This window comes from Sphingomonas sp. SRS2 (assembly GCF_000971055.1).
Lineage (GTDB): Bacteria > Pseudomonadota > Alphaproteobacteria > Sphingomonadales > Sphingomonadaceae > Rhizorhabdus.
On the sequence record NZ_LARW01000095.1, the window covers coordinates 1 to 11,837 of the forward strand.

The following is an 11,837-nucleotide window of genomic DNA, read 5'->3' on the forward strand; positions in this document are numbered from 1 at the left end:
TTCTTCTGCAAACTCAAAGAGTTCAAGCGCATCGCCATGCGCGCCTGCAAAACCGATCTAAGCTTCTCCGCAATGATCTACCTCGCCGCAGCCGTCATCAACTCGCGATGAATCCCCACAACCCCTAGAGCGTAGCAAGCTTGCGCTGGAGCGTTCTCGTAAGCGGCTTGCTGATGCCGAGGTCAAAATAGCAGTGGCCGCGCCGCGCCAGAAGCTTGACCCGGAAACGTAGAGTGGTATTATGATACCATGACGAGCCGTGACGCTTTGCCGCGCATCCGCTGGCACGCCGAGATCGGCGCGAACGGCTTTGACCATCTCGCGCCGGATGTAGCCCAGTGGAACGCCGAGCGTAGCCTGCGATCGATTTGCCGAGTGTTAGACGAGATTGACGATACAGACAGTCTTGCCCGCATAATCGGGGTTAGCGGGATCGAACCCCGCAATGGGCGTAAAGGGGCGGTCGGTTAGGACGCTCACCCCCGAAAGATCGTTGACCGTGAAGGTGTCGATCTTCGGTTTGTTCGGAGCCTTGCCGTCACGCTCAACCACAACACCGTCAAGCTGCTGCGCTCCCTGATGGCCGGTGTACACGACATACGGCGCGATGATCAGCGTGTGCTTCTTCTCCACGACGGAAATGCACACCCCGGCCGTGATCGCATCGCATATCGGTCCCTTGGAAACATTGGGCCGCGCTCCGCTGCCAATTCCCAACCCCAAACCTAACCCCAAGCCGACCATGATCATCTCCCGATTCGTTACGGGAATGATGCGCTTTTAGGGATGTGTTTGCAAACTACATAATCGTCCCTACAAGTCAAGAACAAAAAGAGAACTTTGTCTGAGTTCGCCCCTCACTCCGCCGCCGGCAGGTAAATCTCTCCACCCTTCTCCTTGAAGACCTCGCTCATCGCCCGCATGCCCTGTTCGGCATCGCCTGCCGCGATGAAAGTTTCGACCGGGGCGTTCTGGGTCGCGGCGAAGTCGCGCACCTCTTGCGTGATCTTCATCGAGCAGAATTTCGGGCCGCACATCGAGCAGAAGTGCGCGGTCTTCGCGCCTTCCGCCGGGAGGGTCTGGTCGTGATACTGCTCCGCCGTGTCGGGATCGAGCGACAGGTTGAACTGGTCGCGCCAGCGGAATTCGAAGCGGGCGCGGCTTAGCGCGTCGTCGCGGAGCTTCGCGGCGGGGTGGCCCTTGGCGAGGTCGGCGGCGTGAGCGGCGAGCTTGTAGGTGACGACGCCGACCTTCACGTCGTCGCGGTCGGGCAGGCCGAGATGCTCCTTCGGGGTGACGTAGCAGAGCATCGCCGTGCCGAACCAGCCGATCATCGCTGCGCCGATCGCGCTGGTGATATGGTCGTAGCCCGGCGCGATGTCGGTGGTCAGCGGCCCGAGCGTGTAGAAGGGGGCCTCGCCGCACGCTTCGAGCTGCTTGTCCATGTTCGCCTTGATCTTGTGCATCGGCACATGGCCGGGGCCTTCGATCATCACCTGCACGTCATGCTTCCAGGCGATCTGGGTCAGCTCGCCCAGCGTCTTCAATTCGCTGAACTGGGCTTCGTCATTGGCATCGGCGATCGATCCGGGGCGCAGGCCATCGCCCAGCGAGAAGGCGACGTCATAGGTCTTCATGATCTCGCAGATTTCCTCGAAACGCTCGTAGAGGAAGCTCTCCTTATGATGCGCGAGGCACCATTTCGCCATGATCGATCCGCCGCGGCTGACGATGCCGGTGACGCGCTTGGCGGTCATCGGGATGAAGGGCAGTCGGACGCCGGCATGGATGGTGAAATAGTCGACGCCCTGTTCGGCCTGCTCGATCAGCGTGTCGCGGAAGATTTCCCAGGTCAGGTCCTCGGCGACGCCGTTGACCTTCTCCAGTGCCTGATAGATCGGCACGGTGCCGATCGGCACCGGCGAGTTGCGCATGATCCATTCGCGGGTGTCGTGGATGTTGCGACCGGTCGACAGGTCCATGACGGTGTCGGCACCCCAGCGGATCGACCAGACCATCTTGTCGACTTCGGCGGCGACGTCGGAGGCGACGGCGCTGTTGCCGATGTTCGCGTTGATCTTGACCAGGAAGTTGCGGCCGATCGCCATCGGCTCGGATTCGGGGTGATTGATGTTGTTCGGGATGATCGCGCGGCCGCGCGCGACTTCGCTGCGCACGAATTCCGCGGTCACATAGTCGGGGATTTCCGCGCCGAAATCCTCGCCGTCGCGCAGCAGCTTTTCCTTGAGCGCGGCGCGGCCGATATTCTCGCGGATCGCGACATATTCCATCTCGGCGGTGATGATGCCGCGCCGGGCATAATACATCTGGCTGACATTATGGCCGGCCTTGGCGCGCAGCGGACGCTGAACGACATTGGGGAAGGGGGTGACGCCGCCCGAACGGTCGGGGCCCTTGAGGCCGTTATCCTCGGGCTTCACGCCCCGGCCTTCATATTCCTCGACATCGCCGCGCGCCATGATCCAGTCGCGGCGCAGCGCGGGCAGGCCGGCCATGATGTCGATGCGGGCATTGTCGTCGGTATAGGGGCCGGAGCAATCGTAGACGCGGACCGGCGGCTCGTTCGCGGTCGGCTCCAGCGCGATCTCGCGCATCGCAACGCGGATGGGCTTGCCGGAAGAATCGGCTGGCCCCTCGACATGGATCTTGCGCGATCCCCGGATCGGGCCGGTCGTCACCTTCATTTCGGTACGCGCGGGAATATCGGCCATGTCGTCTCACTCCATCTGGCGATTTCGACGCAGGCGCTGCCCGGCACGGAAATCGCGGCAATCGAATATCTGGCCGACATCGACGGGAAGAGAGGCCGCATGCGGCGATTCCCTTCCTACGCCGGTGCAAACCGGATCAGGTTCAACGGGTCGTGGGCATTTCAGCACCACCTCTCAGCCTTCGGCTCCCCGGGGATGGAAACAATCGTAACGGAAGACCGCCTTGTGCGAAAGCCTTCTCTGCGAGGCTGTGCAGGGGGAGACAGCTCGCCTATAGGCTGGCCTGATGACCGGCGTAGCGTGCGATCTCGCGATTATAGGCGGCGGCTTGTCCGGCGGGCTCATCGCCATGGCCGCGCGGCGTGCGCAGCCCGAGCGGCGAATCATCCTGATCGAGGCGGCGCCGAGCTTGGGCGGCAACCATCTCTGGTCGTTCATCGACAGCGATGTCGGCCCGGCGGAAAAGGCGCTGCTCCAGCCGCTGGTCAATTATGGCTGGCGTGAATTTTCGGTGGTGTTCCCGCGCTACAAGCGGTCGCTGCCGCAGCCTTTCTACTCGATCCGTTCGGACCGCTTCGATGCGGCGCTGCGCGAGGCGATGCCCGCCGAGAGCATATTGACCGGCCGCCGCGCCGCCGGGGTCAGCCCCGATGGCCTCGTGCTGGAAGACGGTACGCTGATCGCGGCGCATGGCGTGGTCGACGCGCGCGGGCCGGCGGATCTGTCGCTGCTCGATCTGCATTACCGCAAGTTCGTCGGCTATGAGCTGACCCTCGACGGGCCGCACAGCGTGCGCCGCGCCACCCTGATCGACGCCGCCGCCGATCCGGCCGAGGGCTTCCAATATATGATGATGCTGCCGATCGACAGCGACCGGCTGTTCATCGAGGATGTCCGTTACGAGGCGCATGCCGATCTCGACATGACCGATCACGGCAACCGCATCGTCAATCATGCCGCGCGCTTCGGCTGGCGCATCCGCAGCTCGGCGCGGGGACAGGCGGGGATCGTGCCGGTCGCGGTCGGCGGCGATTTCGAGAATTACTGGCGGTCGGGGGGCGACGGGGTCGCCAAGGTCGGGCTGCGCGCCGGCCTGTTCCACCCGGTCAGCGGCAACTCGCTGGGCGATGCCGCGCGCACTGCGTTGTTGATCGCGCAGGCGAAGGACTGGTCGGGCGCGGCGCTGCACAAGATGCTCCACGCCCATGCCGCGAAAGCCTGGGCGAAGCGCGACTATTATCGCCGCTTCGCGCGGCGGATGCTGCGCGATACCCCGGCCGCGGACAGCTATAAATTCCTCGAGGCTCTCTACACGATGGACACCGACCTGATCGCGCGCTTCCATAGCATGACGCTGGGCTTCACCGACCGGCTGGCGCTCAGCCTGGGTGACGGGCCGATGCCGCTCGGCGCGGCGATGAAGGGGTAAGGCGCGGTTACGGCCTCCCCTGTCATCAATCCAGCGCAGGCTGGAATCTCTTGAGGCTGGGGCGTGCATTCTCCTCCTGAGATGCCAGCCGTCGCTGGCATGACGGATGGGAGCGGAGGTGTGTGGCGAATGGATTGGGTTCGATGATCAAACGTCTCTGCGTCTTCTGCGGCTCCAGCCCCGGCCATGATCCGGTTCACGCCGACGCCGCCCGCGCGCTCGGCGGGGCGCTCGGCGCGGCGGGGATCGATCTCGTCTATGGCGGCGGGCGGGTCGGGCTGATGGGGATCGTCGCCGATTCGGCGATGGCGGCGGGGGCGAAGGCCTATGGCGTCATCCCGCACGCGCTGGCGCGGCTGGAGGTCGAGCATCGCGGGCTGACCGAGCTTCACCTCGTCGATTCGATGCATGCGCGCAAGGCGATGATGGCCGATATGTCGGACGGCTTCATCGCGCTGTCGGGCGGGATCGGCACCTTCGAGGAGCTGTTCGAGGTCTGGACCTGGGGGCAGCTCGGCGACCACCGCAAGCCGGTCGCGCTGCTCAACGTCGCGGGCTTCTACGACAAGCTGACCGGCTTCATTGACGATGTCGTCGAAGCGGGCTTCCTGCGCGATGCGCACCGCGCGATGCTGATGGTCGAGGATGATCCAGCCCGGCTGGTCGCGCGGATGCAGGCCTATGCGCCGCCCAGCGTCGAAAAATGGATCGGGCGCGAGCAGCGATAGGCCTACTCGCCATCTTGTGCGGGTGGGGCGGAAGCGGCGCCCGCAGGGCTATTGGTTGAGGCTGGAAGCAGACCGCGATCGGCGAATAAGCCCGCGATCGCGCAAGGCTTGCTATTCCTAACTTTGTTAAATGCACGTGGGCCTGAAAGGGGCTTTTTTATGAGCCAGACAGGAGATCGCCATGACTGAACATGACAGCCGTTATTATCACGACCGGCTGATCGAGGAGCGCGAGAGGGCGCTGCGGGCGGTGACGCCGGAGGCCAGCGCCGTCCACCGTGCGCTCGCCCAGCTGTATAAGCAAAGACTGGACGGCGAGATCGTCGACGCCGGGCCATCGGCATTCCGCCGCGCGGGCGAGTAAACGGCGTCCTTCGCCTCGGGGAAGCTCGTTAGTTCAGCTTGTTAGATGGAACTAACCTCGATCAATTCGGTATAGATTTACCGTCGGACCATGATGAGCGCCTGCGGCTGAGAGACTCATGTGCTCCCGCTCGACGGGGGTTTTGTGCAGAAGCGGCTATCCATATTGATCGTGGAAGACGAACCGGTGATCGCTCTCGGTCTGTCCTTCGCAGCTGAGGATGCCGGCGCCGAGGTGATCGGTCCGTTCGATTCGATCGCCGATGCGCTTGCGCTGCTCGACAAGGCCAGCGTCGACGCCGCCATTCTCGACGTAAATCTGCGCGATCGCGACATCACCCCGGTGATATTGGCGCTGCTCGGCCGGGCGGTGCCCTTCGTCGTTCAGACCGGAACCGCACTGCCACCCGAAGTGGCGGCGGCCTATCCCGATATCCCGGTGATGAGCAAGCCATCGGCCCCCGATGCGGTGGTGACGCGGCTGCTGCAGGCAATCGGCGGGTCGGAAGCCATCCCGGCCGCTTAATAGGTGATCCAGCGCGCCAGCAGGCCGCGCGCCGCGCCGCTGTCGATAGCTTCGGCCGCGACCGTGACTCCCTCATGCCAGACGGCCGCCTTGCCGGCGACGATCAGTGCGGCGGCGGCATTGAGCAGCACGGCGTCGCGATAGGCGCCGCGCTCGCCATCGAGCAGCCGGGTAAGCGCGGCGGCGTTATAGCCGGCGTCCCCGCCGCGTATCGCATCGAGCGGGTGGCGCGGCAGGCCCGCCATGGCAGGCTCGAAACGCTCGGGGCCGAAGCCGGCCCCGCCAAGACGGAAGATGCTGCTCGGCCCCGCGATCGACAGCTCGTCGAGTGGTTCGTCGCCTGCGACGAGCATTACCGCATCGCAGCCGATCCGTTCGATCGCGCCCGCGTAGGCCGGCAGGAAGTCGGGCCGGGCGACGCCGATGAGCTGGCGTGAGACCCGCGCCGGATTACAGATAGGCCCGAGCAGATTGAAGATCGTCCGCCGGCCGATGCGTTTGCGGATCGGGCCGAGCGGCCTGAGCGCGGGATGATGCTTCTGCGCGAACAGGAAGCACAGGCCGATTTCGGCGAGCGAGCCTTCGGCGCGGTCCGAGGCGCGGTCGAGATCGAGGCCCAGCGCCTCCAGCGTGTCGGCTCCCCCCGCTTTTGACGATGCCGCGCGATTGCCATGTTTGGCGACCGGCACACCCGCGCCCGCGACGACGATCGCGACGGCGGTCGAGACGTTCAGGCTGTGCGCGCCGTCGCCACCGGTGCCGCATACGTCGATCGCGCCGGGCGGGGTGGCGATCGTCACCATGCGCTCGCGCATCGCGATAGCCGCGCCCGCGATCTCCGCGCTGGTCTCGTCGCGTTCGGCCATCGTGGTCAGGAAGGTGGTGAGGCTGTCCTCGTCGTGCGCGCCGTCGAAGATCGCCGAGAATGTCTCGTAGGCGGTCTTCTGGTCGAGCGGGAAAAGGGGGTCCGGCAGCGTGCCCAAGTCAGGCGCGCTCCTTCACCTTCATACCCGCCGCGCGCATGAAATTGGCGAGCATCGCATGGCCATGTTCGGTGGCGATGCTTTCGGGATGGAACTGGACGCCGTGGATCGGCAGCGTGGCGTGGCGCACGCCCATGACCTGGCCATCGGGGGTCCGTGCATTGATCAGCAGATCGGCGGGAAGCCCCTCCTCCGGCACGATCAGCGAGTGATAGCGGGTCGCGGTGAAGGGCGAAGGCAGGCCCTCGTAAAGTCCGGTATTGTCGTGGAGGATCGGGCTGGTCTTGCCATGCATCAGCTGTGGCGCGCGGACGACCTGCCCGCCGAAATGCTGGCCGATCGATTGGTGCCCCAGGCACACGCCGAGCAGCGGCCGCCCGTTCGCGGCGCAGGCGGCGACCATCTCCAGCGAGATGCCCGCTTCATTGGGGGTGCACGGGCCCGGCGAGATCAGGAAGGCCTCTGCCCCGCTCGACATTGCCTGGCCGACGCCGATCGCGTCGTTACGCACGACCTCTACCTCGGCCCCCAGCTCCATCAGATAATGGACTAGGTTCCAGGTGAAGCTGTCATAATTGTCGATGACGAGGATCATGAACGGGCCTGTAGCGGGTCCGTGATCGCGGCGAAAGCCGGAAGTCCTGCGGCGTTGCTTTATCGGGTGCGGGGGCTATGCTTCGCCCGTCCGCCGATGGCGGGCGCCCGCGCAGGGAGAGTCCGGTACAGCCGGCGCCGAAGGAGCAACCGCCCCGGAAACTCTCAGGCACCAGGACCGGCGCGGGCCAAGCTCTGGAAAGAGACGCCGGGTGGCGTCCGCCGACGGGATAGCGATCTCAGGCACCAAGGACAGAGGGGGCACGCAGCCGGCAATGTCGCCGGAATGGAGTGCCTTATGCCCATGGCCGTTACAGACCAGCGCCCCCGCGAGCGATCACGGATCGACAGCAGCGTCGCGATCAGCGTCGCCGACCTGTTCACGATCGGCATCGGGCCGTCGAGCTCACATACCGTGGGGCCGATGCGCGCGGCGCGCGCCTTTACCGAGGTGGTGGCGAAGGCTGGCCAAAGCCCCACCCATATCACTGCCGACCTGTTCGGCTCGCTCGCGCTGACCGGACATGGCCATGCCACCGACAGCGCGATCCTGCTCGGTCTTGCCGGCGAAAAGCCCGAGACGGTCGATCCGGCTGCGATCGTCGGGATGGTCGAGGGCATCGCCGCGACGAAGCGGATCGGGACGATCGCGGGCCCGGTGGACTTCGATCCGGCGAGTGACCTGCGCTTCCGCAAGGGCGAGTTCCTCGAAGGCCATTCGAACGCGATCCGCTTCGCGGCGACCCTTGCCGACGGAACGGTGCTCGCGCGCGAATATCATTCGATCGGCGGCGGCGCGATCGTCGCGGTCGGCGAGCAGCCGGGGCGGATCGGCCATAATTTCGTCCAGCGTCACCCCTTCTCCTCGGGGGCCGAGATGCTCGCGGCGGGCGAGGAAACCGGCCTGTCGATCGCGGCGATCGTCGCGAAAAACGAAGAGGCGTGGCGGCCCCGCGCCGAGACCGAAGCGCTGCTCGACCGGATCGCCGATGCGATGGATGCGTCGATAGAACGCGGCATGCGCGAGGAGGGGTTGCTGCCCGGCGGGCTCAAGGTGCGGCGGCGCGCGAAGGCGATCCACGCCCGGCTGCGCGCCCAGCCGCCCGAGCAACAATTTGCGCGGGTGTTCGAATGGGTCAGTCTGTTCGCGCTGGCGGTGAACGAGGAGAATGCGGCGGGCGGCCGCGTCGTCACCGCGCCGACCAATGGCGCGGCGGGGGTGATCCCGGCGGTCATCCGCTATTATCGCGACTTCATCCCCGGCGCGGATGCCGAAGGGGTGCGGACCTTCCTGCTCACCGCATCGGCGATCGGCTTCCTCTACAAGAAGCGCGCCTCGATCTCGGCGGCCGAAATGGGCTGCCAGGGCGAGGTCGGCGTCGCCTGCTCGATGGCTGCAGCGGGGCTCGCGGCGGTGCTGGGCGGCACCAACGCCCAGATCGAAAATGCCGCGGAGATCGGCATGGAGCATAATCTCGGGCTGACCTGCGATCCGATCGGCGGGCTCGTCCAGATCCCCTGCATCGAGCGGAATACGATGGGCGCGGTGAAGGCGATCAACGCCGCCTATCTCGCGCTTCAGGGCGACGGCCGCCATGTCGTCAGCCTCGATGCGGTGATCGAGACGATGCGCCAGACCGGCGAGGACATGCAGAGTCGCTACAAGGAGACCAGCCTCGGCGGCCTTGCCGTCAATGTGGTGGAGTGTTGAGAGCGTAGATTCCTCCCCGGAACGGGGAGGGGGAGGAATCAATCCACCGTCATCTCGCACGTCGCGCGGAAATGGGCGTTGATCTCGTCGCAGGTCGCCAGCCACACCCCGTCATGGCCGGTGATATGTTCGAAGGCGCGGCGGAGATGCCGGATGCGGTAGGCGTGGCCCGAGATGAAGGGGTGGAGCGAGATCGGCATGACGCGCGGGATGGTAGCGCCCTCCTCATACATCTCGTCGAACTGGTCGATCAGCATGTCTGCGAAATCGCGTGCGGTGAGACCCTTGCCCAGCACCCCCGGCACGTCGTTACATTCGAGCGCATAGGGCATCGACAGCAGGTCGCCCGACGCCACCCGCATCGGGAAAGGCTGGTCGTCGCACGCATAGTCGCTGATGAACTCGATCCCCGCCTCGGCGAGCAGGTCGGGCGTGGTGGGCGTCTCGGCGAGGTGCGATCCCATCCAGCCCTTCGGGCGGCGTCCGGTCGCCTGGGCAATGGTGTCGATCGTCTCGCCGACGATCGCGCGGACCTGATCGTCGGTCATGTTGGTGAGGATATCCGCCGAGGTGCGCCCCTGCGCGTTCCAGTCCCATTTCAGCGCCTCGCCTGCGCGGATCAGCTCGGGATATTCGCGGCACACATCCGAATGGAGATTGACGCTCGCGCGGATGCCGAGCCCTGACAGCAGGTCCATCATCCGCCAGATGCCGACCCGGTTGCCATAGTCGCGCCAGCCATAGTTGAGGATGTCGGGCACCATATGCTGGGTACCCGGATAGATGGTGTGCGCGGGGAAGGGCACGTCGATCGGGAAATGCTCGATGTTGAGATAGATCAGCAGCGCGACCCGCGCGCCGCCCGGCAGCGCGAAGCGGCGGTCGCGCGTGATCGGCCAATAGGGGTAGCGCGGCGTCTGGGTCAGCGCGGTCATGACGATCCTCTCGTGGATGCAAGCGCATCCACTTTGCCGATTTACAAGCTACTGTCCAGAGGGGTTGAACCGGCGGCGGCGGCGTTCGTTGGCGCCGGCAGGGAGAGGATATGGCCGATTGGGATATCGTCGTCATTGGCGCGGGCGCGGCGGGGATCGGCGCGGCCCGCACCCTCGCGGGACGCGGCCTGTCGGTGCTGATGGTCGAAGCGCGCGACCGCATCGGCGGCCGGGCGCAAACCGTCCGGCTGGGGGATGCGGCGGTCGACATGGGATGCGGCTATCTGCATTCGGCCGAACGCAACGCCTGGGCGGAGATCGGCGCCGGGCTAGGGTTTACCATCGACCAGTCCGATCCGGGCTGGCGCACCCAATATCGCAATCTGGGCTTTCCAGCGGTCGACCGGCATGAAGCGGGTGAAGCGTTCGCGCGCTTCAGCGGGAGGCTGCGTGACAATCCCCCGCCATCGGATCGCGCCGCCGACGCGCTCGACCCCGATTGCCGGTGGAACGCCTATATCGAGGCGTTATCGGCCTATATCAACGGCGCGGCTCTCGCCGATGTCTCGGTGCGCGACTATCTCGCCTATGACGACGCCGCGAGCGAGCGGAACTGGGGGGTGCGTGAAGGCTATGGTGCGCTAATCGCCAGCGCGCTGCCTCGGCGCGTCGAGCTGCGGCTCGATACCGCTGTGACGTTGATCGATCATAGCGGGCCGGTACTCAGGCTCGAAACGGTGGCGGGCACGATCCGGACGGATCGCGCGATAGTCACCATTCCCACGCCGGTGCTCGCTGCCGGACGGCTTGCCTTCAATCCGCCGCTGGCCGCGAAGCGTGACGCGGCGGCGGCGTTGCCGCTCGGCATTGCCGACAAACTATTCCTCGCCGTCGCCAACCCCGGCGATATCCCGTGCGACGCACATCTCCTCGGCAATCCGCGCAGCGCCCACACCGGCAGCTATCAACTCCAGCCGATGGGGCATCCGGTGGTGGAGGGCTTCTTCGGCGGCGCGGCGGCGCGCGAACTCGAACGGCTCGGCCCTGAGGGCGCGGCGGCGTTCGCGATCGAAGAGCTCGCGGGACTGCTCGGCAACAGCGTTCGCCACGGGCTGCGGCCATGCGGTGGTTCAGCCTGGGGCCGTGCCGCGTGGATCGAGGGCGGCTACAGCCACGCTCTCCCGGGCGAGGCCGGGCAGCGCGCGATCCTCGCCGCGCCGGTCGACGATCGCATCTTCTTTGCGGGCGAGGCCTGTTCGCTCCAGGACTTTTCGACAGCGCATGGCGCGCACGACACCGGCCGGGCCGCCGCCCTGCTCGCTATCGGAAAACCTGATGCAGGGAACGCTTTGCCCGCCCGCGTCTTTTAGAGGTGGTGCAACGGCGGGATTAAACGTGCTCGACATCCTTCTCATGTCCGCAAGCCTTGCCGTCGCGCCGCCCATCGCTGCATCCGGCGATTTCGACGTGGACGCCGCGATCACGCGGCATATGGCGGTCGAGGAGCTTGACGAGGACCGCTGGCTGCCCTCGCTGATCGATCTACCGGAAGAGGAAGAGGGAGCACGCCTCAAGCTGCGTGGTCGCAAGATCAAGCTGAGCATGCCGATCTAGGGGGCCTCGTCCATAAAACCGAACATGGCGAGCACATGGTCGAGCGTCTGGAGCGGTTCTCCCAGCCCCATGAACAATATGACGCCAAGCGCGATGAGCAGCATGATCAGCTGGCCTCCGGGAATGCCGCCCGACTTACGCCGCCGCTGGCGCGATGAGGCCGTCCGGGGTTGCCGACGCCATCGGGTGGGACGCTGTGTCATGGTCGCGAAAATGCGCTTC

The 11,837-nt window shown here is 65.7% G+C and carries 13 protein-coding genes, 1 pseudogene and 2 riboswitches; of the genes and pseudogenes, 8 read left to right on the top strand and 6 right to left on the bottom strand.

What is annotated here, in order from left to right; genetic code table 11:
* Positions 1–111 (top strand): annotated as a pseudogene (locus WP12_RS25875) (IS5/IS1182 family transposase); the annotation flags it as partial.
* Positions 112–378: 267 nt separating this feature from the next.
* On the opposite strand, the gene WP12_RS13465 reads toward WP12_RS25875, so the two are convergent.
* Together WP12_RS13465 and thiC are read right to left on the bottom strand one after the other, a co-directional pair.
* Complete coding sequence (locus tag WP12_RS13465; protein WP_052730379.1) at positions 379–750, bottom strand: hypothetical protein; 372 nt, start codon at positions 748–750, stop codon at positions 379–381.
* Positions 751–857: 107 nt separating this feature from the next.
* Complete coding sequence (thiC, locus tag WP12_RS13470) at positions 858–2,732, bottom strand: phosphomethylpyrimidine synthase ThiC (RefSeq protein ID WP_046194199.1); 1,875 nt, start codon at positions 2,730–2,732, stop codon at positions 858–860.
* Between the two features lie 96 nt (positions 2,733–2,828).
* Positions 2,829–2,934: riboswitch (TPP riboswitch) on the bottom strand.
* 84 nt (positions 2,935–3,018) lie between these two features.
* Here thiC and crtY point away from each other — a divergent pair.
* From crtY to WP12_RS13490, 4 genes are all read left to right on the top strand, one after another.
* Complete coding sequence (crtY, locus tag WP12_RS13475) at positions 3,019–4,161, top strand: lycopene beta-cyclase CrtY (RefSeq protein WP_046194200.1); 1,143 nt, start codon at positions 3,019–3,021, stop codon at positions 4,159–4,161.
* 143 nt (positions 4,162–4,304) lie between these two features.
* Positions 4,305–4,889, top strand: coding sequence for a TIGR00730 family Rossman fold protein (locus WP12_RS13480; protein WP_046194244.1), 585 nt, complete (start codon positions 4,305–4,307; stop codon positions 4,887–4,889).
* A gap of 181 nt (positions 4,890–5,070) precedes the next feature.
* Positions 5,071–5,253 carry a hypothetical protein gene (locus tag WP12_RS13485; protein WP_046194201.1) on the top strand — a complete coding sequence of 61 codons (183 nt, stop codon included), beginning with the start codon at positions 5,071–5,073 and terminating at the stop codon, positions 5,251–5,253.
* A gap of 120 nt (positions 5,254–5,373) precedes the next feature.
* Positions 5,374–5,778, top strand: a complete 405-nt coding sequence (locus WP12_RS13490; RefSeq protein ID WP_052730380.1) for a response regulator — start codon at positions 5,374–5,376, stop codon at positions 5,776–5,778.
* On the opposite strand, the gene trpD is transcribed toward WP12_RS13490, so the two are convergent.
* Positions 5,775–6,761: an anthranilate phosphoribosyltransferase gene (trpD, locus tag WP12_RS13495; RefSeq protein WP_046194202.1), complete on the bottom strand. Its 987-nt coding sequence runs from the start codon at positions 6,759–6,761 to the stop codon at positions 5,775–5,777. The genes WP12_RS13490 and trpD overlap by 4 nt on opposite strands.
* Position 6,762: 1 nt before the next feature.
* A complete protein-coding gene (locus WP12_RS13500) occupies positions 6,763–7,356 on the bottom strand; it encodes an anthranilate synthase component II (protein WP_046194203.1) in 594 nt (197 codons plus the stop codon).
* A 103-nt stretch (positions 7,357–7,459) separates the two neighbouring features.
* Positions 7,460–7,546, top strand: a riboswitch (glycine riboswitch).
* Positions 7,547–7,659: 113 nt separating this feature from the next.
* Between WP12_RS13500 and WP12_RS13505 the strand changes: the two genes are divergently transcribed.
* Positions 7,660–9,066: an L-serine ammonia-lyase gene (locus WP12_RS13505; RefSeq protein WP_046194204.1), complete on the top strand. Its 1,407-nt coding sequence runs from the start codon at positions 7,660–7,662 to the stop codon at positions 9,064–9,066.
* 38 nt (positions 9,067–9,104) lie between these two features.
* On the opposite strand, the gene WP12_RS13510 is transcribed toward WP12_RS13505, so the two are convergent.
* The gene (locus WP12_RS13510) at positions 9,105–10,001 is read right to left on the bottom strand and encodes a polysaccharide deacetylase family protein (RefSeq protein WP_052730381.1); all 897 of its coding nucleotides are present in this window, start codon (positions 9,999–10,001) and stop codon (positions 9,105–9,107) included.
* Positions 10,002–10,111: 110 nt separating this feature from the next.
* On the opposite strand from WP12_RS13510, the gene WP12_RS13515 reads away from it, so the two are divergent.
* Together WP12_RS13515 and WP12_RS13520 are read left to right on the top strand one after the other, a co-directional pair.
* Positions 10,112–11,371: a flavin monoamine oxidase family protein gene (locus WP12_RS13515; RefSeq protein WP_046194205.1), complete on the top strand. Its 1,260-nt coding sequence runs from the start codon at positions 10,112–10,114 to the stop codon at positions 11,369–11,371.
* A gap of 25 nt (positions 11,372–11,396) precedes the next feature.
* Positions 11,397–11,615, top strand: a complete 219-nt coding sequence (locus WP12_RS13520; RefSeq protein ID WP_046194206.1) for a hypothetical protein — start codon at positions 11,397–11,399, stop codon at positions 11,613–11,615.
* On the opposite strand, the gene WP12_RS13525 is transcribed toward WP12_RS13520, so the two are convergent.
* Positions 11,612–11,818: a hypothetical protein gene (locus WP12_RS13525; RefSeq protein WP_152663996.1), complete on the bottom strand. Its 207-nt coding sequence runs from the start codon at positions 11,816–11,818 to the stop codon at positions 11,612–11,614. The two genes, WP12_RS13520 and WP12_RS13525, sit on opposite strands and share 4 nt — an antisense overlap.
* Positions 11,819–11,837: the final 19 nt, after the last annotated feature.